This window comes from Mucilaginibacter sp. GW821-FHT07G05 (assembly GCF_059418565.1).
In genome coordinates this window covers 493,226-513,254 of record NZ_JBWKQC010000004.1, presented here as the reverse complement: position 1 = coordinate 513,254, position 20,029 = coordinate 493,226, and the positions used below count along the sequence as shown (strand labels likewise).

General features: G+C 43.2%; 21 protein-coding genes. 11 read left to right on the top strand and 10 right to left on the bottom strand.

Features of this window, described 5'->3' with window-relative positions; genetic code table 11:
- Positions 1 to 180: 180 nt before the first annotated feature.
- Complete coding sequence (locus AC07NA_RS13610) at positions 181 to 1,167, bottom strand: deoxyhypusine synthase family protein (protein WP_494898096.1); 987 nt, start codon at positions 1,165 to 1,167, stop codon at positions 181 to 183.
- A gap of 1,071 nt (positions 1,168 to 2,238) precedes the next feature.
- Here AC07NA_RS13610 and AC07NA_RS13605 point away from each other — a divergent pair.
- The gene (locus tag AC07NA_RS13605; RefSeq protein WP_494898095.1) at positions 2,239 to 3,375 is read left to right on the top strand and encodes a BamA/TamA family outer membrane protein; all 1,137 of its coding nucleotides are present in this window, start codon (positions 2,239 to 2,241) and stop codon (positions 3,373 to 3,375) included.
- 182 nt (positions 3,376 to 3,557) lie between these two features.
- On the opposite strand, the gene AC07NA_RS13600 is transcribed toward AC07NA_RS13605, so the two are convergent.
- Positions 3,558 to 4,343, bottom strand: coding sequence for an O-methyltransferase (locus AC07NA_RS13600; RefSeq protein WP_494898094.1), 786 nt, complete (start codon positions 4,341 to 4,343; stop codon positions 3,558 to 3,560).
- 42 nt (positions 4,344 to 4,385) lie between these two features.
- On the opposite strand from AC07NA_RS13600, the gene AC07NA_RS13595 reads away from it, so the two are divergent.
- From AC07NA_RS13595 to AC07NA_RS13585, 3 genes are all read left to right on the top strand, one after another.
- Positions 4,386 to 5,243, top strand: coding sequence for a transglutaminase-like domain-containing protein (locus AC07NA_RS13595; protein ID WP_345211619.1), 858 nt, complete (start codon positions 4,386 to 4,388; stop codon positions 5,241 to 5,243).
- A gap of 63 nt (positions 5,244 to 5,306) precedes the next feature.
- Complete coding sequence (locus tag AC07NA_RS13590) at positions 5,307 to 5,522, top strand: hypothetical protein (RefSeq protein WP_494898093.1); 216 nt, start codon at positions 5,307 to 5,309, stop codon at positions 5,520 to 5,522.
- Entirely contained in the window at positions 5,512 to 5,838 is a 327-nt protein-coding gene (locus AC07NA_RS13585; RefSeq protein ID WP_494898092.1) for a type II toxin-antitoxin system RelE/ParE family toxin, read from the top strand. The genes AC07NA_RS13590 and AC07NA_RS13585 overlap by 11 nt, the downstream gene beginning before the upstream one ends.
- 13 nt (positions 5,839 to 5,851) lie before the next feature.
- Here AC07NA_RS13585 and AC07NA_RS13580 read toward each other — a convergent pair whose 3' ends face one another.
- From AC07NA_RS13580 to AC07NA_RS13570, 3 genes are all read right to left on the bottom strand, one after another.
- On the bottom strand, positions 5,852 to 6,760 hold the full coding sequence (locus AC07NA_RS13580; protein WP_494898091.1) for an alpha/beta hydrolase: 909 nt from the start codon (positions 6,758 to 6,760) through the stop codon (positions 5,852 to 5,854).
- A 96-nt stretch (positions 6,761 to 6,856) separates the two neighbouring features.
- Positions 6,857 to 7,949 (bottom strand): peptide chain release factor 2 gene (gene prfB, locus AC07NA_RS13575; protein WP_345211617.1). Its coding sequence is split into 2 segments (ribosomal slippage): positions 6,857 to 7,888 and positions 7,890 to 7,949, totalling 1,092 coding nucleotides; the frame shifts between segments, so codons are not numbered across the junction.
- Between the two features lie 91 nt (positions 7,950 to 8,040).
- A complete protein-coding gene (locus tag AC07NA_RS13570; RefSeq protein WP_345211616.1) occupies positions 8,041 to 8,475 on the bottom strand; it encodes an EAF7 family protein in 435 nt (144 codons plus the stop codon).
- 209 nt (positions 8,476 to 8,684) lie between these two features.
- Between AC07NA_RS13570 and pgi the strand changes: the two genes are divergently transcribed.
- Complete coding sequence (gene pgi, locus AC07NA_RS13565; RefSeq protein ID WP_494898090.1) at positions 8,685 to 10,331, top strand: glucose-6-phosphate isomerase; 1,647 nt, start codon at positions 8,685 to 8,687, stop codon at positions 10,329 to 10,331.
- Positions 10,332 to 10,362: 31 nt separating this feature from the next.
- On the opposite strand, the gene AC07NA_RS13560 is transcribed toward pgi, so the two are convergent.
- Positions 10,363 to 11,241, bottom strand: a complete 879-nt coding sequence (locus AC07NA_RS13560; RefSeq protein ID WP_494898089.1) for a carbohydrate kinase family protein — start codon at positions 11,239 to 11,241, stop codon at positions 10,363 to 10,365.
- Positions 11,242 to 11,310: 69 nt separating this feature from the next.
- Between AC07NA_RS13560 and AC07NA_RS13555 the strand changes: the two genes are divergently transcribed.
- From AC07NA_RS13555 to AC07NA_RS13545, 3 genes are all read left to right on the top strand, one after another.
- A complete protein-coding gene (locus AC07NA_RS13555; RefSeq protein ID WP_494898088.1) occupies positions 11,311 to 11,730 on the top strand; it encodes a YybH family protein in 420 nt (139 codons plus the stop codon).
- Between the two features lie 119 nt (positions 11,731 to 11,849).
- The gene (locus AC07NA_RS13550; RefSeq protein WP_494898087.1) at positions 11,850 to 12,335 is read left to right on the top strand and encodes a hypothetical protein; all 486 of its coding nucleotides are present in this window, start codon (positions 11,850 to 11,852) and stop codon (positions 12,333 to 12,335) included.
- Positions 12,332 to 13,156, top strand: coding sequence for a tetratricopeptide repeat protein (locus AC07NA_RS13545; RefSeq protein WP_494898086.1), 825 nt, complete (start codon positions 12,332 to 12,334; stop codon positions 13,154 to 13,156). Before AC07NA_RS13550 ends, AC07NA_RS13545 begins: the two co-directional genes overlap by 4 nt.
- A gap of 197 nt (positions 13,157 to 13,353) precedes the next feature.
- Here the strand turns inward: AC07NA_RS13545 and AC07NA_RS13540 are convergent, their stop codons facing one another.
- The 4 genes from AC07NA_RS13540 to hemW form a co-directional block, all read right to left on the bottom strand.
- Positions 13,354 to 14,235, bottom strand: a complete 882-nt coding sequence (locus AC07NA_RS13540; RefSeq protein WP_494898085.1) for a cupin-like domain-containing protein — start codon at positions 14,233 to 14,235, stop codon at positions 13,354 to 13,356.
- 74 nt (positions 14,236 to 14,309) lie between these two features.
- A complete protein-coding gene (locus tag AC07NA_RS13535) occupies positions 14,310 to 15,188 on the bottom strand; it encodes a cupin-like domain-containing protein (protein ID WP_494898084.1) in 879 nt (292 codons plus the stop codon).
- Positions 15,189 to 15,333: 145 nt separating this feature from the next.
- Complete coding sequence (locus AC07NA_RS13530) at positions 15,334 to 15,876, bottom strand: fasciclin domain-containing protein (protein WP_345211608.1); 543 nt, start codon at positions 15,874 to 15,876, stop codon at positions 15,334 to 15,336.
- A gap of 133 nt (positions 15,877 to 16,009) precedes the next feature.
- Positions 16,010 to 17,131 (bottom strand): radical SAM family heme chaperone HemW, encoded by a 1,122-nt coding sequence (gene hemW / locus AC07NA_RS13525; RefSeq protein ID WP_494898082.1) that lies wholly within the window; start codon positions 17,129 to 17,131, stop codon positions 16,010 to 16,012.
- 102 nt (positions 17,132 to 17,233) lie between these two features.
- On the opposite strand from hemW, the gene AC07NA_RS13520 reads away from it, so the two are divergent.
- From AC07NA_RS13520 to AC07NA_RS13510, 3 genes are all read left to right on the top strand, one after another.
- Positions 17,234 to 18,001, top strand: coding sequence for a hypothetical protein (locus AC07NA_RS13520; protein ID WP_494898081.1), 768 nt, complete (start codon positions 17,234 to 17,236; stop codon positions 17,999 to 18,001).
- An 88-nt stretch (positions 18,002 to 18,089) separates the two neighbouring features.
- On the top strand, positions 18,090 to 19,061 hold the full coding sequence (locus AC07NA_RS13515) for a DUF4271 domain-containing protein (protein ID WP_494898080.1): 972 nt from the start codon (positions 18,090 to 18,092) through the stop codon (positions 19,059 to 19,061).
- Positions 19,062 to 19,097: 36 nt separating this feature from the next.
- A complete protein-coding gene (locus AC07NA_RS13510) occupies positions 19,098 to 19,856 on the top strand; it encodes a uroporphyrinogen-III synthase (protein WP_345211602.1) in 759 nt (252 codons plus the stop codon).
- The last annotated feature ends 173 nt before the right edge of the window (positions 19,857 to 20,029 follow it).

Genomic DNA, 20,029 nt, shown 5'->3' with positions numbered 1-20,029 from the left:
CTTTTCAGCCACAAAAGTAAAATTAATTACAGTATGGCTGACAAAGAAATGACAGTTATCCACAATTTATAATCGTTCTAAACAAAGCCAAAAATAGCCTGAATGTGCTTTAAACGCACTTTTTGCCAAAAGCTGTTGTAACAGATATTATTTGTGTTATAAAAATTATTTGGATGTTAATTATTGATTTAATAACCATGCAAATATCAGAGGGGCCACAATGGTAGCGTCAGATTCTACGATAAACTTCGGTGTGTTAATATCCAGTTTACCCCAGGTAATCTTTTCGTTAGGTACTGCGCCCGAGTACGATCCGTACGATGTGGTTGAGTCTGAGATTTGGCAGAAATAGCTCCAGAACGGAATGTTTTCCATCTCCATATCCTGGTAAAGCATCGGTACTACGCAAATAGGGAAATCACCTGCTATACCACCACCAATCTGGAAGAAACCTATACCCTTACCTTCCGAGTTTTTAACATACCAGTCGGCCAACCATGCCATATACTCGATACCGCTCTTCATGGTAGTTGGTTTTATCTGTCTTTTTATTACATAAGAGGCGAAGATGTTACCCATGGTTGAGTCTTCCCATCCTGGTACTACAATTGGCAAATTCTTTTCGGCAGCAGCCAGCATCCACGAGTTTTTAGGGTCTATCTCATAATATTGCTCCAACTCGCCGCTTAACAATATCTTGTACATAAACTCATGCGGAAAATAGCGTTCGCCGCTGTCGTCAGCATCTTTCCATATTTTGTGGATATGTTTTTGTAAACGACGGAAAGCTTCTTCCTCCGGGATACAAGTATCGGTTACACGGTTGTAGTGGTTCTCTAACAAATCCCACTCATCCTGCGGACTCAAATCGCGGTAGTTAGGTACACGTTTGTAGTGTGAATGCGCTACCAGGTTCATAATATCCTCTTCGAGGTTGGCACCTGTACATGATATAATGGCTATCTTATCCTGGCGGATCATCTCAGCAAGCGAGATACCCAGTTCGGCAGTACTCATGGCACCGGCAAGGGTAACCATCATTTTACCGCCTTCGGCCAGGTGGGTTTCATAGCCTTTAGCTGCATCCATTAATGCTGCCGCGTTAAAGTGCAGGTAGTTCTTTTCGATAAATTGAGAGATCGGACCTCTTGCTGTTGTAGTGCTCATATTGAATACTGTTAATTTTTTGCAAAAGTAGGTATTTTGTTGAAATGCTTATTTGTATTTAAAAAGTTAACATTGGCTAACTCATCCCCGGCCCTTCTCTGCTTCGCAAAGAAGGTAGTTTTTGTCTTCCACGTAGTAGCCCACATTACAGTCGCTTCCGCTTCGGCTGGATGAAGGATATTTTGCGGCGCCTCGCCGTCGACGTTTTTGTAAGCTGAAAGCTTACGCCATGCTCAGTCACGAGTTAGGCTATGCTAAACTCGCGACAGCGGAGATATATTCACCAGATCAAGCTTTGACAACTTTTAAAAAGTTGTCAAAGCTGAAAGGCTCATGAGTAAGTAGCAGAGGCAGCCCTTTTCGTCAGCAAACAGCTTCGGGCGAAAACGGGCAGAACAGTGGAGGGCACGAGCGCAAAGGCGGGCATAGGAACTTGTTGCTTATGGGATGGAATAGCGCGGCGGGGCAAAAGTTCCAGCCCTAAGTTCTGCACGGTTTGCAGGGCATAGGCCCTGTGCGGCAGAGAAGCCTTTTGCTGGACAAGCCCTTTTGTTACTTTTGTGGCTACAAAAGTAATGGGGCCCTGCGCCCAAGAGCAGATCAACGCTAATCACAGCACAAGCCAACAAAAGCGCATAAAACGCTACGAGATTGCTTCGTACCTCGCAATGACAAAAACTCACAAATAGCTAATTATCAAAGATATGATTTCAAATACACTAAACTCATGACAATGGTGCTCCCATTATACAAAAGCACAAACCTAACATAACCGACAAAAATGCGGCATCGTAAGGAACGGGAAGTACAGGCCCTGCCCACGCACAACCTTTAAAAGTTCCTTGCGCAGCCGCGACTTTTCTTTTTTGGTACTTTTTTCTTTTGAGAGAAAAGAAAAAAGTACATCCACTAACGATAATAATAGCAGAACCATTCCTAACGAAGAACTCAGCAAGCGCATAATCAGACCTTTCGTTACACTCAGGATGACAGTTGAATATCCTTTAATTGCCCCTCCCTTCCTCCTCTGTAAATATTAATTCGCATCTTAGCGGCGCTTTATCCTGCCAGATGAAAAGAACATTATTACTACTCATAATATTGCTGGGTTGCCAGCCTATATACGCTCAAAAGCACCTTGTACCCAAGTTTATACGCAAAATGCTTTGGGAAAAAGATACCAGCAAACACAGCAGCTTTTTTATATTACCGGTATTCAGTTCGGCTCCCGAAACAGGGGTTGAAGCAGGTGGATCGGCCTTGTATTCCTTTTATACCGATACACTGAACGAGGGCACAAGGGTATCCAATATATTCGGTTATGCCACGGCTACCACCAAAGGCCAAAGCCGTTTTAGCCTTAGTACCAACTACTGGACACCGCAAAACAAATATCACTTCACGGCCAATGTGAGCTTTATCAATTTCCCGTTCGATTATTTTGGCGTGGGCAATGATACCCGCAAGGCCGATAAAGATCCGCTTGGTCAAAAAAGGTTCCGGGTAAATCTTACTGCCGAAAAGCGACTGGGCAAACATTTTTACGCGGGCATTGTGGCAGGCGGTTACGATTATAAACTGAACGAAAAAGCACCCGGCGGTATTTGGGAAACATTACCTGCCAGCAGTCAGCCAAATGGCGGCACCACCATTTTTGCCGGACCAACCCTGGTGTTTGATAGCCGAAACAACAACACTTACACCACCAAAGGGGCGGTTATCACCACCTATTTTAATGTGTTGAAAGGCGTGTTCGCTAATAATAATTATAAGGGCGGCTTTTTCAATATTGAGTACGCGCAGTTTTTTTCAATCAGCAAAAAGCTGGTATTTGGTATCAATATTCAGGAACAAAGCCTGGTTGGCGAAAGTTCACCTTACTACTTGCTGCCCGCGTTGGGGAATGATGAAATTATGCGCGGCTATTACAATGGCCGCTTCCGTGACCGCAACCTCATTGCCGGTCAAGGTGAGTTACGTTACCGCTTTAACGAACGATTGGGTATTGTGGGGTTTGCAGGTGTGGGCGAAGTATTCAATAATTCTTTCAAAATATCGGCTTTTAAACCCAACATTGGTGGCGGCCTACGCTACTTCTTCGATATTGAAAAAGGCCTCAGCATGCGTATAGACTACGGCATAGGCGAAAAACGCACCGGCGAAACCCGGCAAAGCGGTCTGTATTTAAGCCTCGCAGAAGCATTTTAATTTTTGATGTGCAGATTTTTTGATGTGCAAATGTGCGGATATGTAGATGTGCAGATGCTTTGATTACAAATATCGGATGTGCAGATTAGCCGATGTACAGACGATTTGATTACTTAACGCATATCAAAACATCCGCAAATCAATCATTTGCACATCTGCACATCTAACAATCTGCACATCCACTAAATCTTCACCTTAAAATCTTCCTTCTCTCTTCCCGATTTAAAGTAGACCAACCCTATCCAAAACAAATCGACAGTTACGGTTACTTTGGGGTGCGCTTTTATGTACGCCCAGGCTTCTTTCATGCCTTCGCTCCAGTAAATATCATCGAAGATGAGCAGGGTGTCTTCGTGCACTTTTGGCAGGCACCATTCAAAATATTTGATGGTGGCATCTTTCTGGTGGTTACCGTCAACAAAAACAAAGTCAAGCCGGGGTAAATTTTCAATTACGTTGTACAGGGTATCGTCAAAATTACCCACTACCAAATCAACATTTTTTAATCCTGCATCGGCAAATTGTTTAGCCGCTATGCCTGCCGTTTGGGGGCAGCCTTCCAGTGTGTAAACCTTTGCTTCGGGGGCGGCTTGCTGCAGGTAAAGCGTAGTTACGCCGAGGCAAGTGCCTAATTCTATTATAGTTTTGGGTTTTACATCTGCCGCGAGGCGATAAAGCAGTTGTGCCAGTTTTGGCGGTTTCAGCGCGTTTTTGGCAATTTCGCTTATCTTTTTCTGTTTGTTATTGTTTACGTACGAACCCGCGCCAAGATCGGTAATAGTGATTAGCGTGTCATTTGCCAGCAGTTGTTTACGGGTAGCTTCGGCATCGTCATATACTTTTTTGGCATGCAAATCGTATATAATTTTATCAACCAGCCTGTAAACAAACGGCGAATGGATACCATGCCTGTTATTTGCTTTTACGCGGTGTAAGAGGTAATCTTTAGCGAACCGTAAATTGAACATGGCTGTAAAATTATATAAACATTTATTATATTAGCTTATAGCATGATAAATACAAGCGAAGTAAATTCATTGATAAAATTGCTGGACGACCCCGATCCGGAGATCTTTGATCATGTACACGGCAAACTACTCTCCTACGGCGAAGCAGCTATACAACACCTCGAAGCGGCATTTGAGCAGGCTTTTGACGCCCTGCTGCAAGAGCGTATAGCCAACCTGGTACACGAAATACAATTCGGCATTGTTAAAAACGATTTGAAACTATGGCTACAGGGCGGCGCGTTCGATCTGTTACAGGGTGTGCTCATCATTAACCGTTACCAATACCCCGACCTGGATGAACAAAAGGTAATTAACCAGATAGAGGACATCAAACGCGATATCTGGTTGCAGATGATGAACGAGGGCAGCCCGGCAGAGCAGGTAAAGCTAATTAACCACGTATTTTACAACATACACGGCTTTAGCGGCAATACCACCAACCACCAGGATCCGCAAAACAGCTATATTAACCAGGTACTGGAAACCAAAAAGGGCAACCAAATTTCGCTGGCTATCATTTATTCCATCATCGCCCAAAAGTTGGATATACCTGTTTATGGCGTAAACCTGCCGCAGCATTTCATATTGGCTTATCTTGATGAAAGCCAGCAAAGCGAATTTGAAAGCGGCATACTCTTTTACATTAACGCCTTCAACAAGGGTTTTATATTTGGCCGGAGAGATGTAGATATGTTTTTAAAGCAGCTAAAGCTGAATGCCGATAAACAATTTTACGAACCCTGCTCAAATACCGATATTATAAAACGCGTTATCCGCAACCTCATCAGCGCCTACGAGCAAGCCGGTTCAACCGAAAAGGTGGATGAATTGAATGAGTTGCTGGAGATAATGGAGTAAATAACAGTCGTATTATTATACTATTTGACCCTCATAATATTTACTTTTGTATAGTTAAAGCATATGAAACTTTTAATTGATATAGCAGATAATAAAGCCGCTACCTTTATGGAGATGATTAAAACGCACTCCTATGTGAAGGCTACTGCTATTTCTGTACCCGACGCGGAATTATTTGAAGAAATTAAGGAAATACACAAGGCATTCAAAAACGTCGACCTTATTAAAACCGGCAAACTAAGAGGCCGTTCAGCTACCGAGTTTCTGAATGAAATATAAGGTTTTAACCATTGCCTCGTTTGAAAAGCAGTTCAAGCGTCTTGCTAAAAAATATCCTTCATTAAAAACAGAACTTTTAGAACTGATAAACAATCTCGAAACCGAACCAAACAAGGGCACAGCCTTGGGCAACGATTGTTTTAAGATCCGTTTGGCAATTTCATCAAAAGGTAAAGGAAAATCAGGAGGCGCCAGAGTAATTACTTACTTCGCTATCACAGCTGATTCTGTATTCCTTTTATCCATCTACGACAAATCAGAACAATCAGACATCAGCGATAAGGAACTCTTACGCTTACTTGAGATAGCGAGATAAATAGAATCCCCCACTACTTTAACCACCCACTTTGCCCCATCCAGTTGGTAAGGCTTTGAAACCATCGTTCCTGTGTTTGCGGCAGGTTGAGGCCGAAACCATGGCCGCCTTGCTGATAGATATGCATTTCTGCCTTTACCTTGTTCTTTAATAAGGCATCATAAAACAGCAGGCTGTTTTGTACAGGCACAACAGTATCATCGGTAGCGTGTACTAAAAATGCAGGCGGGGTATTGGTGGTTACCTGTTTTTCGTTGCTGTACAAATCGGTGGTTTGTGCCGATGGTGTTTTGCCGCTAAGGTTTTCTTTTGAGCCTGAATGCGTAAACTCACCGAAGCTGATCACGGGGTAAATCAGCACCAGGAAATCCGGGCGAACGCTGATGTTCTTTTTATTTTCGATAACTACTTTGTCGAAATGTGTTCCGGCGGTGGATGCCAAATGGCCTCCGGCCGAAAAACCGATGATGCCTACCTTGCTGGGATTAATACCCCACTCAGCAGCACGTTCGCGAATCAGCTGAATAGCCCGCTGCGCATCCTGTAAGGGGCCAATGGTTTTATCTACCATGATAGCATCACTGGGTAAACGATATTTTAGTACAAAGGCGGTAACACCTATCTTGTTAAATTCTGCAGCTACCTGCCAACCCTCATGCGCTGATGCAAGGCCGCTGTAACTACCACCGGGACATATAACCACGGCCGCGCCGTTAGCTTTATCTTTCTCCGGGAAATATGGTGTAATAGTCGGGTCGGTTACTTTATATATCCAGTCTTTATCACGGGTTTCGGCATAGTCGGCCGGGGCAGGCTTTGAATTTGGTACTCCCTTAGGGTATAAAGGAATAGGTTTTTGCGACTGACCAAAGCTAAAAAGCCCCATAAATAGTAAGGTTAAAAATATACCCGCGGTTCTCATAAATCAATAAAAGGTTTCTGCAATTTATAAACTTTTATTTAAACAAAAAGCGGCGCTGTGTTATGCAGCGCCGCTTTTTAAATTATAGCACTATTGTTACCCTTTAGGGCCGCCAAATTCCATTAAGTAAGCTTTCAGAAATTCATCCAGATCACCGTCAAGCACCGCCTGGGCATTTGAAGTTTCATGATCAGTACGCAAGTCTTTCACCAGTTTGTACGGGTGTAGCACGTAGTTACGAATCTGCGATCCCCATTCTATCTTCTTCTTGTTGCCCTCAATAGCGTTAGTGATCTCTAACCTTTTACGCATCTCAATCTCGTACAATTGCGATTTTAACAAGCGGATAGCATTATCCTTATTCTGCAATTGCGAGCGCGACTCCTGGTTTTTGATAATAATACCCGATGGTTTGTGATATAAACGTACAGCGGTTTCTACCTTATTTACGTTTTGCCCGCCTGCACCACCCGAGCGGAAAGTTTCAAACTCAATATCGGCCGGGTTAATATCAATCTCAATGGTATCATCAACCAGCGGATACACATATACCGAAGCGAACGATGTATGGCGCTTGGCATTGGCATCAAAAGGCGACACACGCACTAAACGGTGCACCCCATTTTCGCCTTTCAGGTAACCGTAGGCAAACTCGCCCTCAAGCTGTAGCGTAACGGTTTTAACACCGGCCACATCGCCTTCCTGGTAATCTTGTTCGCTTACCTTGTAGCCGTTCTTTTCGCCCCACATAATGTACATACGCATCAGCATACCGGCCCAGTCGCAGCTTTCGGTACCACCGGCTCCGGCGGTTATTTGCAGTACGGCATTCAGCTGGTCTTCCTCCGCCGAAAGCATATTCTTAAATTCCAGTTCTTCAACCACCTTCAGGGCAGCGTTGTACTGTTCTTTTAGCTCGGCCTCGGTAGCATCGCCACTTTGGAAAAATTCAAATAATACGTTGGCATCATCTACAGCCGAAACTACCTTTTGAAAGGCGTCCGTCCATACTTTTTTCAGTTTCATTGATGCCAATACTTTTTCGGCTTCTTTTGGCGCATCCCAAAAGTGCGGACCAACAGTTATTTCCTGTTCTTCCTGTAGTTTTTCAAGTTTGGTATCGATGTCAAAGATGCCTCCTCAGGGAAGCTGTTCTATCCCTCAAATCCTGGATCTGTTCTTTTGTCATGTAGCAAATATATAAAATTGCGGTAAGCCTTAACTAAAAAAGGCCCGCAAGTATAACCTGCAAAGCCTTTGTAACATAAACTATATTCTTTTTAAGCGGCAACCATTTTATTTACCAGCATGCTCATGCCGGTACGGTTACCTGTTAATTTCGATAAAAATGTGGCCAGCGCAAAATCGGTATCCTGCACTTTTGATGCTTTTACCAACTCCTGCATTACCTGCGGCATCAACATTTTTGATGTCGCCAACGCATCAGCCGGACTAAGATTGTAAAACGTGTTCAGCTTATTGGCAAACTTGTTTACCACGCTGTTGGTTAGCGGGTCATTATAAATATCCGGATGTTGAAAATGCTTTATTACTTCTTTCAGCTTACCGCCCTCTACCTGGTTCTTCAATACATCGATAATCGAACTCGAAGCTTCGTTGATAACGGCCTCATGATATTTTTCAGGAATTGAAGGATTGTCTATAACAGCCATCCCGGCGTTATTTTTCACAAGCAAAAAAAGTTTTTCAAACATGGTTGTTTTTCTTTAACGTAATTAACAAAATGATAGTAGACTGTGTGATTATTTATAATTAAAGCAAATATATTAAATATTTATTCAGAAAATATAAAGTAAAATCACAGAAATGTTAAAATTTTAATAATTGGATTGGTGTATTGCGCACACTATGTATGTTTGTATTGAACAAACAACTGTATTTTTACAAACAAAAACCTTCAATTATGCTGCCAAAGATTGATTTCACTGCCACCAGTTCGTACAAATATTTAACCGATCATTACATCGATATTGTATCGAAACACCTAAAAGGATTTTTTGATACCGATAGCGAACGTTTCGAGAAATTCTCTGTCCGTTTTGAGGATATCCTGGTTGATTATTCAAAGAACCGTATTGACGAGCAAACTGTTGCATTATTAATACAACTGGCTAAAGAGTGTTCGGTAAAAGATGCAATTGAGGCCATGTTCAATGGCGAAAAAATTAACGTTACCGAAGGCCGCGAGGTACTGCATACTGCTTTACGCAACCGCAGCAACACCCCGGTTTACGCGGGCGGAAAAGATGTAATGCCCGAAGTGAACGCGGTATTACAGCAAATGAAAACCTTTAGCGATGCCGTTATCAGCGGCGAATGGAAAGGCTATACCGGCAAAGCCATTACTGATATAGTAAACATCGGCATCGGCGGTTCTGATTTGGGCCCGGTGATGGTTACCGAAGCGCTTAAGGCTTACAAAACCCACCTTAACCTGCATTTTGTATCAAATGTTGACGGTACGCACATTGCCGAAGCATTAAAAAATATCGATCCGGAAACTACATTGTTCCTGATAGCATCAAAAACCTTTACCACGCAAGAAACTATGGCGAACGCGCACAGCGCCCGCGACTGGTTCCTGGCAGGTGGCGCAGTTGATGCCGATGTGGCTAAACACTTCGTAGCGCTTTCAACCAATGCCGACGCGGTAAGCAAATTCGGTATAGATACCAAAAACATGTTTGAGTTTTGGGATTGGGTTGGCGGTCGTTACTCGCTTTGCAGCGCCATTGGCCTGTCAATAGCATTAGGTATCGGCTTTGATAAATTTGAGGAATTACTGGATGGCGCCCATGCCATGGACCTGCACTTTCGCACTGCCGAATTTGAAGAGAACATCCCGGTGATACTGGCCTTATTAGGTATATGGTACAATAACTTCTTTGAATCAGAAACTCACTGTATATTACCTTACGACCAATACCTGCATCGTTTTGCCGCTTATTTTCAACAAGGCGATATGGAAAGTAATGGTAAACATGTTGACCGCAATGGCAACATTGTTGACTACTCTACCGGCCCTATCATTTGGGGCGAACCGGGCACTAACGGTCAGCACGCGTTTTACCAGCTGATACACCAGGGCACCAAGCTGATCCCTTGCGATTTTATCGCCCCTGCACAATCACACAATCCGCTTGGCGAACACCATACTTTGCTGCTATCAAACTTCTTCGCGCAAACAGAGGCCTTAATGAACGGTAAAACCAAAGAGGAAGTAGTTGCCGAATTGAAAGCACAAGGTAAATCAGAAGAAGAAATTGAAACCATTGCGCCCTTCAAGGTATTTGATGGTAACCGCCCTACCAACTCTATACTGGCTAAAAAGATAACACCGCGCGTGTTAGGTTCTTTACTGGCCATGTACGAGCACAAAATATTTGTACAGGGGATTATCTGGAATATTTACAGCTTTGACCAATGGGGTGTTGAACTGGGCAAGCAACTGGCAGGTAAAATATTGCCTGAGCTGCGTACGGCTGATGAGGTGAAAACTCACGACTCATCAACCAACGGCTTAATTAACCAGTACAAAAACTGGAGATAATATTATTATAAAGCTACAGCACGGGGCTGATTCAGAATGTTACAGGAATTGGAAACTCTTCTTTAACATATACCGGATTAGCCCCGCGCTTACTGGCTACAAAAGCGCCAACAGCACAAGCTTTCTCCAATACATTTTGTATCGGCTCTTCGGCCAGTAACCCGGCTATCAGGGTGGCCAAAAACGAATCGCCGGCACCTACGGTATCCGCTACCTTTACCTTAAAGCCGGGGTGCTCATAAAACTTCTCATCGTGCCAAATAATGGCGCCATTGCCGCCACGGGTTACGCATATCGTTTTTACATGATATTTATTCTGAAACTCCATTATCTTATCTTCTAACGAAGCATTACTGCCGTTGATCAGCAGATCGGCTTCTTCTTCGTTCATTTTTATAATGTCGGCCTTGGCGGCAAGCGTTTCTATGGTCGACAGCTCGTAATGAGGCGCGCGCAGGTTCACATCGAATATTTTGAGCGCTGGGCTTTCTTCGAGCAGCGAACGTAGTGTATTGCGGGTTATTTCGCCACGGCAGGCTAAACTACCGAATACAATGGCGGCTACTTTTTTGGCTTTCTTCCGCAAATCACTTTCCAACCTGATGTTATCCCACGATACCGGTTCGGGGATGATGTACGTGGCCGAATTATCGGCATCCAGTTGTACGGTTACTTCGCAGGTGGGTAGTTCCTGATCTACCTGTACCAAATCGCTGTACAGGCCATTATCCTGCAAAAAGCCCAATAGCTTATCGCCCGATGCATCGGCACCAACGCTACTGGCAAATACGACATCCAAACCCTGCTGTATCAGGTGGCGGGCAACATTCATCGGCGCACCGCCAGCTTTCTTTCCATCTTCGAAGGTATCCCATAACACTTCGCCAAAACTTAAAACCTGTTTACTCATAAAATACGTGGGGGTTTGATTACCAAAGCTAATAAGGATAAAGTGATAATATTGTTTAATTTTATCAATATGAAAAGATTGTTACTTGCCTCCTTATTGTTCCTGTTCACCTGCACAGCTTTCGCGCAGGATAAAAAAGCCATAGCAAACGTTTTAGAAACCCAGCGCCAGGCCTGGAACCGCGGCGACCTTGATGAGTTTATGCAGCAATACTGGAAATCGGATTCGCTGTTATTTGTAGGCAAAAGCGGCCCTACCTATGGCTGGCAGCAAACGCTCGATAACTATAAGAAAGGTTACCCTGACAAAGCCGCCATGGGCACCTTAACCTTTAAGATCATCAAAATTAACCTGATTGATAAAACCAACGCCTTTGTACTGGGCGGCTGGAACCTGAAACGCGAAAAAGATGCACCGGGCGGCTATTTCACCCTCTGGTTCCGCAAAATAAACGGCGAGTGGAAAATAATGGCGGATCACTCGAGTTGATGATTGAGATTCAGGAAACAAGAGTATAGATCCAAGACTTAGCATACCTCTTTGCTACAAGTATGCCTTTATAACCGGAAATACAACCCATGCCTTTGAAAACCGTTGTGCTGATACTTATGCTACTGTTTACTGGATTTGGCGTAAAAGCTCAAATACCCAAAGCCAATGAACTACCGGAAGATGTAGGTGATATCGCATTCGATCCGAAGACTGACAAAGCTGATTTCTTACTCTGCCATAAAGATTACATTATACAATACTATAATTACGGTACCAAATACAAAGGCGGCGGCAAAGCCATCAGGGATTTCATCAACAGCAAATTCCAATACAAGCCTGCCTATGCCCCGGCTACCGGGTTTATCACTGTTCGGTTTGTAATAAACTGCAAGGGTGAAACAGACCGTTTCCGGGTATTGCAATTAAACAAGGATTACCAAAAGACGGTATTTGATACCGGCCTTACCAACCAGATGCTTAAGCTATGCAAAGCACTTAACCAATGGTTGCCGGGTAAAGATGATAAGGGCAATTTTTACGACAGTTATTACTATCTAAATTTCAAACTGGTGAACGGACGCATTAAAGCCATTACACCATGAAGAGAACACTCTTTATAGCGTTACTTTGCCTGCCTGTATGGCTGTATGCGCAAACCAATTGCGAGATTTATAAAGATGGCCCCCATAAACTTGCCTGCCAGCTATATGCCAATGCGATAGAATATCCGCAGGGCAGCAAGACCTCACAGCAGGTATTTTTGGAATCGATAAAGGCCTGCCCTACTTACGCGCCATCACTCCACGAAATGTCGGTACCGTATTTAAAGCGTGGTGATTTTTATACGTGGAAACTCCTGATAGACCGCGCGGTTAAAGCTGATCCTCAATATTTAAGTCAGCGGGGTTGGTGCTTTTTCAAGTTTCTGCGTGATTATGAGAATGCCTATGCCGATCTGAAACGTTTATATACCATCAACAAAGGCCAGCCCGGTTACACAGGCGATGGTGACTATGATCTGCGTATAATAATGGCGCTTTCGCAACGCGAAATGGGGAACTACAAGCTGGCCATGCAGTGTTTTAACAAATGTATTCGCGAACATGAAAAGCAAAGGATAGTTGGCCTCTTTGATTACCTGCATCGGGGTGTAACCAACTTTAAACTCAAAAATTACAATGCCGCTTTAACAGATCTATTACTTGAAACTAAGAAGTATGAGAAACTGGCCGATACTTATTATTACCTCGCCCTTACTTATATAGCACTAAAGCAACCGGAAACGGGCATTAAAAACTTGCTGAAAGCAAAAGAGCTATACACCAAAACGGGCTACCATCGTAACGACCCATATTGCGAATCGCCTGATCAGATCTATTTGGCAGATATTGAGCGTGCTTTAAAGAAGTATAAAGGCAGATAGCATCTCTTCTTTTACTACGCCGGGTGGCTTTGAGATGACCACATTACGCAGTCGCTTGGCTCCGGCCAAGTGACCATTATTACACGGCCTCCGGCCGTACGCTCTTATACATTATTGTGGTGCGGCCGGAGGCCGCGGGATAGTTACCACTCGGCTGGAGCCGAGCGGTTGTTATTTCCTTTTCTAATGAATTCTGATTAATACGGCCTGCCGGCTTTCAGCGCTTTGTTAGCACGCTTAATGGCCACTCGCTCGCGGAATTTGGCGTAATCGCTTTTGAAAGCCATTTTCAGAACGCTGTCTACACCGCCTTTTACAGCGAGGTTATATAAACTTGCTGCCTTGCGGCTAATCGATGCATCCCAGGCACGCAGACTTAGCGAGTATGAGCCATCAATATATTTCATCCAGTGCCAATAACCCGTTGGCATAAATAGGGTATCACCATGCTCTAAAAACACCTCGATGCCTTTTACACCGTCCAATGCTGGGAATTTTTCAATATCCGGATTGGCTACGTCGTAATCTTCAAGCGCGTAGGTGGCGTTTGGCAGGCAGTACAGGCGTTCTTTCCATTTATTTTCGAAAAGGATCACATGTTTGCGGCCACCAAAATGGGTATGAAATATATGCGGAAGATCAATATCGTAATGCAGGAAAGTAACAGAGTTTGAACCACCGAAGAACATGGCCGGCATACTTTCTATAAAGCCGCCCATCAGGTCTTTCGGTAAAACAATATCGTTCAGCAACTCGGGTGCCTGCTTAAATATGTTGAAGAAGAATATGCGAAGCTCGGTTGGCTGCGATTTAATCAGATCGATATACTGATTGAACGGCATTTCGGCAGCCGATGAATTGATGGGTTTTGAAGGATCGGCCTTAGAGTTATCATACAGCGGAACTACTTTATCGCCTACCACGCTTTTCAGGTATTCGGCCGTCCATTTTTCGCGGGCCGGCCAGCTTTTGGTAAGGCCTTTTATTACCAACGGCCTGCGCGGGTCAAGGTAGTTCTTTTTAAAATCAGCCGGAGAAATGCTCTCAACTGTATCAATAGGGGATAGTATGAAGCTCATTTATTTACGCGCTTCGAGTACATTTCTCCAAGCGCATAAAGGTAATAATTAATTATTATCAAATTGTAAACTACTTATGGCCTGCCTTGTGCCAATGCTTTTTCTGCCCGTTTTATGGCGAGGTTCTCTTTCCAGCTCATATACTTCTGTTTAAAATTGCCCTTCATTATATCATCAAACTTACGCTGAACGGTTAAGTTATACAGGCTTTTCGCTTTAATAGCCCACGATTTATCCCAGGCGCGCAGCGATATGGAGAACGAACCATCCAGGTATTTCATCCAGTGCCAATAGCCAGTAGGCATAAACAGCGTGTCGCCATGCTCTAATATGGTCTGCTGTCCCTCAATCCCATCTAACGCTGGAAATTTACTAAAATCGGGATGTTCAATATCATAATCCTCCAACGCATAGGTAGCGAAGGGGATACAATACAGGCGCTCGCTCCACTTATTATCAAACAGCATAATATGCTTGCGACCGTTAAAATGAGTATGGAAAATATGCGCCAGATCGATATCGTAATGCAAAAAGGTAACTGAACCCGCGCCGCCGAAAAACATATTAGGGTATTTATCCAGAAAGCCGCCCATCAGGTCGGTTGGTGAGCGGTAATCATCCAATAATTTAGGCGCAAATTTTATGGGGTCGAATAAAAAGATGCGCAGGTCGGTAGGCTGTTTTTGTATCAGGTCGATATAATCGCCAAACTTCATTTCGGCAGCCGAGGCATTAATGGGTTTCGAGGGATCGGCTTTTGAACTATCGTACAGAGGCACTACCTTATCCCCTACAGTTTCCTTTAAATAATCAAAGGTCCATTTTTGTAACGCCGGCCATTTTTCTGTCGCTTTGCGGATTACCAGCGGTTTGCGTTTGTTTAAGTAATTGTTAATAAAATCATCCTTTGTGATGTTATCAACCGTATCTATAGGGGTTAGTATTATGCCCATCTTCACAATTAATTAACATGCAAAATTATATATTTTAAAAAAAACCGCTAACCGCCAACTTGCTTTTTTAAAATATGCTGACAAAAAAGCCCGGCGGTACAAACCGCCGGGCCCTGTTAATATATGATGGAAATTATAATTGGGCTTAGTTAGGCATCAACACTGTATTTACTACGTGGATAACACCATTACTTTGGTTAACATCGGCAATGGTTACCCATGATTTTCCGCCTTTTTCATCAACCAGGTACAGCTTTTTGCCATCGGCTTTTACGGTTAATGTACCACCGCTAACGGTTTTCAGTGTAGCGTCAGATGATTTTGCTTTTGCCCACAAATCTTTAGCGCTTAATTTACCTGCTACTACGTGATAGGTTAAAATTTTGGTCAGCGTTTCTTTGTTTTCAGGTTTTACCAGGTTATCAACAGTACCTGCCGGTAGTTTATTAAAGGCCTCGTTAGTTGGCGCGAATACAGTGAATGGGCCAGCGCTTTTTAAAGTTTCAACCAAACCGGCAGCTTTAACAGCGGCAACAAGCGTAGTATGATCTTTTGAGTTTACGGCATTGTCAACAATATCTTTAGTAGGGTACATTGCGGCGCCGCCTACCATTTTAGTTTGTGCATTTGCTTTTGGCGAAATTGCGATAGCTGCTACTGCAAATGCCATTAAAATTAATTTTTTCATGATAAATGATAATTTCTTTTGTTGTGTATGGGCAGATACGGCAGCATTTCGCAGGCAGATTGCAGAGCGAGGCAGACTACATGCAATTGATTGATTTACAGATATATAATACAACTCCCTGAAAGAGTAGCACTTAAAAGAATAATTCGGAAGCGATATGATCGGCATACAGTTTACCTTGTTGGGTAAGGTAAAGCGTGCGTTCTTTTTGCAGCAGCCATTCTTTTTCGAGGTATTGCTGGGCGGGTATCAACAGCTGACTTTCGGCACCTGCGGCAATAGTGTTCAGCTTGTCGAGTTCGAGGCCCCAAACGGTGCGCAGCGAGGTCATGATGTATTCGTTGAGACGGTCGGCTTCTGACAGCACTTCCGTTTCGGCGGGGATGGTACCCTTAACAAGCGACTGTGTGTATTTAGCATTGTTGGCGATGTTCCACTGCCGGGTTTCGCCGTTAAAGGAGTGTGCCGATGGGCCTATACCCAAATACTTTACACCCTTCCAGTAATTAGAATTATGACGTGAGTAATGGCCGGGCTTACAAAAGTTAGATATTTCGTACTGCTCAAAACCCTGCTGCTGCATGGCATCGGTGAGGTAAATGAACTGCTCGGCGCTTTGCTGCTCGTTCATGGGCGGGTACACCTTCTTTTTAATATAGGCAGCGAGGGCTGTTTGCGGTTCAACCGTCATGGAATAGGCCGATACGTGGGGCACCTGTAATTCAAATACCTTGGCTACGTTTTGCTTCCACTTGGTATTGGTAAGCAAGGGGTAGCCATAGATCAGGTCGACCGTAATATTTTCAAAACCGGCATCCTGTGCACGTTTCACTGCGCCTTCGGCCTCTTTGCCACGGTGTACACGGTTCATCCACATCAAATCCTCATCAAAAAAAGATTGTATCCCGATACTGAAACGATTGATGTCCGTTTGCCGCAAGGCGTCCAGTTTCACTTTATCCAGATCGTCGGGATTGGCTTCGAGGGTAATTTCGGCGGTTGACGATACGGTATGCAATTGGGTGATGGTGCCTATCAGCTTATTAATCTCATCTGCCGTTAAAAGCGATGGTGTGCCGCCGCCAAAATAAATGGTTTCTACGGTTTCGCCGTTCAGGTAAGCCTTTTGCAGGTTGATCTCCTTAATGAGTGCGTCGAACAGCTCGTCTTTATATTTCAGCGAAGTACTGAAATGAAAATCGCAGTAATAACAGGCCTGTTTGCAAAAAGGAATATGAAGATAAATACCGGCCATGTTGTGTAGTAATAATTTGCAAAAGTAATCATCTTTACAACATAGTATGTCGCCAATGTGGATATACATTATCTATCTTCGCACACATAACCATATCGCAAAATGATAAAATATAAACTTTTGTTCTTTCTTCTAATGTTGCTCTTTTTCTCGGCAGTGAAATCAGAGATAATTACCGGACCCGCTATTGCTCGTACCCAACCCAATGGCATTGCACTATTTTCGTTAGTTAACGGAACCGATATAGGTTGTGACAATTTGGATAAAAACTGGGTTGAATTTTCTGTTACACTGAAAGCAACCAAACAACAGTATGATAAAGGCATAAAAAAAGGCCAAAAGCTTTACGACTTTAAAAACAAACTTGTTGGGGTAGTACTCACCGATATTCCGGAAGATTCAACGATGACCTACATTTACAGCAATGCAAAAGGTACGGATAATTATGTAGTAGAAATTTTCGCTTACATCCAAAGATCAAGCATCAAAAACAGCTCCATTCCTGAAATTACCTTAAGTAATGTTCTCAAAGAAAATCAGGGCAATTTCGATTACAACGTATTTAAAAGGTTAATATCTGATAATTCATATTCAAAAGAAAATATGGTCTCCAAAACCCTCCCTACAATAAGCCAGTATTGTGTTTATGAAAACACTATCACGGATCCGTCTCCTGGATACAGGATTGGGTTGTATTTTGAAAATAATAAATTAATTGCAATTGAGCATTCCCGGCCGATAGCGGCAATCAAATCAAAAGAGTACCCTATTTTGAATAGAAATAAACTCTTCATAATTAAACCACCTATAGGTTTAACCACGGCCGCTTTCCTTAAAAAAGTAAACAAAGCTTACGAAGGCGCAGATTGATAGCGTAATCACCCCTTCAATATTAAATACAAACCCCAAGGCTAACATATATTTGATTAAATTTGCGCCGTAAAACACAAGGGCTTAAATGCGGTTAAGGGTTATTCTATTTTTACTGGGCATATTATTCTGCAGCGGTGCTTTGGCGCAGGATTCTGTGATAACCGAAGAGCCGGTATATACCGATACCGTTTATCGCCCCAAACAGTTACCCTTTCTTGATTCAGTAGCACAGGCCAACCGGTTGCAGGAAAAGCGCATCTCTGATTCGCTGGCCCTGTTGTTTATTCAAACGCCCGATCCAGCACGTAAAAACCAGTATGTCGACAGCCTTTTGCACAGTACCAACCGCAATATCTGGGGTATTGAAGAAACATCGGAAAAAGCGAAGAGGTACCTGGGCATCGGGCACCCGCGAAAGCATCGCGATAGCTGGGTAATTGCGGTTATTACGGGCCTTTTGCTCTACACCGCTTTTTTGAAACTTTCGCTTCCTAAAGACGTCAGCAAAGTTTTTCAGTCATTTTATAACAAACAAATTTTATCGCAGGTTGATAAAGAAAACGGGCTGCTAAGCTTTTGGGCATTCACCGGCCTTTTCCTGCTTTTTAGCACCACAGTGGGTTTTTTGCTGTACGAGCTTTCGGTTTATAACGAGGTGTATTACAGCGTAAGCGGCTTCAGGCTTTTTACTTCCATTACTGTTGCAGTGCTGGCGCTGTTCGCAGTTAAATTCATGATACTCAAATTCTTAGGCTTTATTTTTGATATTGGCAATTTGGTTGATCAGTATGTGACTTTATTGTATTTCACTTATTTTAACCTGGCTTTTGCGCTGCTGCCGGTAGTAGTTTGCCTTGTATTGGTGAGCATTCATTTAGTGCCGGTTATATTATTAATTGCATTATTGGCAACAGGCGCAATATTAGTTTGGCTTTACTTGCGTAACAGTGTAAATATTATTTCGAATTTTCGATTTCCGAAATTTTATTTATTTCTCTATCTTTGTGCCCTCGAAATTTGCCCCATTTTAGTTTTATTAAAGGCACTCGATATATAGTAATAGTAGTTAACAGGTAGTTATTAGGAACCGATTTTGGAAGATAGAAAGAAAAGGGTTAAAAGCATTTTGGTTACATTGCCAAAACCCGAAAATGATAAGAATCCATACGCAGAACTGGCCAAAAAGTTAAATCTTAAGATTGATTTCAGGTCGTTCATCCACGTTGAAGGTGTTCCTGCAAAGGATTTCCGTAAGGACAAGATCAACCTGGGCGATTTTACCGCTGTAATTTTCACCAGCCGCAACTCGGCCGATCACTTTTTCCGTATTTGCGAAGAAATGAGGTTTGAGGTACCGGTTGAAATGAAATACTTCTGCCTGTCAGAAACTATCGCGCTTTACCTTCAAAAATATATCCAGTACCGCAAAAGAAAGATCTTTTTTGGCAAGCAAACCGCTACCGATCTGGCTGAAGTGCTAAAGAAACATTCAGGCGAAAAGTTCCTTTACCCATGCTCTGACGTGGCTGCTGAAGAAACCCAGAAATTCCTTTTGGAAAACGGTTATAACTTTACCCCTGCCGTACTTTTCCGTACCGTTTGCAGCGACCTGTCTGACCTTGCCGAGGTGTTTTACGACGTTATCGCGTTCTTTAGCCCGTCGAGCATCCAGTCGCTTTACAAAAACTTTCCGGATTTTAAACAGAACAATACCCGCATAGCCGCTTTTGGTGCCACAACGCACAAAGCAGTGCTCGAAGCTGGTCTTATTCTGGATGTTCCGGCTCCTACACCCGGCGCTCCATCCATGACAATGGCCATTGAACAGTACTGCAAGCTGGTAAATAAATAAATTGACCCTCAATTTATTTAACTTTTTTGCAACCTTTCAACTTGTTTATGCGTTAATAGTACTCCTTGAAAAGCTACATGATAAGTATTTAGCTGCAAGGGGGTTATTATTAACTGCAATTAACTTTTAAATTACTTTAATAGTTTATATTGCAGCCTGTAACATACGTTCAT

Bases quoted from the DNA above. Each gene is read 5' to 3' on its own strand.
- AC07NA_RS13610 (WP_494898096.1), bottom strand. From the start codon at position 1,167: ATGAGCACTACAACAGCAAGAGGTCCGATCTCTCAATTTATCGAAAAG.
- AC07NA_RS13605 (WP_494898095.1), top strand. From the start codon at position 2,239: ATGAAAAGAACATTATTACTACTCATAATATTGCTGGGTTGCCAGCCT.
- AC07NA_RS13600 (WP_494898094.1), bottom strand. From the start codon at position 4,343: ATGTTCAATTTACGGTTCGCTAAAGATTACCTCTTACACCGCGTAAAA.
- AC07NA_RS13595 (WP_345211619.1), top strand. From the start codon at position 4,386: ATGATAAATACAAGCGAAGTAAATTCATTGATAAAATTGCTGGACGAC.
- AC07NA_RS13590 (WP_494898093.1), top strand. From the start codon at position 5,307: ATGAAACTTTTAATTGATATAGCAGATAATAAAGCCGCTACCTTTATG.
- AC07NA_RS13585 (WP_494898092.1), top strand. From the start codon at position 5,512: ATGAAATATAAGGTTTTAACCATTGCCTCGTTTGAAAAGCAGTTCAAG.
- AC07NA_RS13580 (WP_494898091.1), bottom strand. From the start codon at position 6,760: ATGAGAACCGCGGGTATATTTTTAACCTTACTATTTATGGGGCTTTTT.
- AC07NA_RS13570 (WP_345211616.1), bottom strand. From the start codon at position 8,475: ATGTTTGAAAAACTTTTTTTGCTTGTGAAAAATAACGCCGGGATGGCT.
- pgi (WP_494898090.1), top strand. From the start codon at position 8,685: ATGCTGCCAAAGATTGATTTCACTGCCACCAGTTCGTACAAATATTTA.
- AC07NA_RS13560 (WP_494898089.1), bottom strand. From the start codon at position 11,241: ATGAGTAAACAGGTTTTAAGTTTTGGCGAAGTGTTATGGGATACCTTC.
- AC07NA_RS13555 (WP_494898088.1), top strand. From the start codon at position 11,311: ATGAAAAGATTGTTACTTGCCTCCTTATTGTTCCTGTTCACCTGCACA.
- AC07NA_RS13550 (WP_494898087.1), top strand. From the start codon at position 11,850: ATGCTACTGTTTACTGGATTTGGCGTAAAAGCTCAAATACCCAAAGCC.
- AC07NA_RS13545 (WP_494898086.1), top strand. From the start codon at position 12,332: ATGAAGAGAACACTCTTTATAGCGTTACTTTGCCTGCCTGTATGGCTG.
- AC07NA_RS13540 (WP_494898085.1), bottom strand. From the start codon at position 14,235: ATGAGCTTCATACTATCCCCTATTGATACAGTTGAGAGCATTTCTCCG.
- AC07NA_RS13535 (WP_494898084.1), bottom strand. From the start codon at position 15,188: ATGGGCATAATACTAACCCCTATAGATACGGTTGATAACATCACAAAG.
- AC07NA_RS13530 (WP_345211608.1), bottom strand. From the start codon at position 15,876: ATGAAAAAATTAATTTTAATGGCATTTGCAGTAGCAGCTATCGCAATT.
- hemW (WP_494898082.1), bottom strand. From the start codon at position 17,131: ATGGCCGGTATTTATCTTCATATTCCTTTTTGCAAACAGGCCTGTTAT.
- AC07NA_RS13520 (WP_494898081.1), top strand. From the start codon at position 17,234: ATGATAAAATATAAACTTTTGTTCTTTCTTCTAATGTTGCTCTTTTTC.
- AC07NA_RS13515 (WP_494898080.1), top strand. From the start codon at position 18,090: ATGCGGTTAAGGGTTATTCTATTTTTACTGGGCATATTATTCTGCAGC.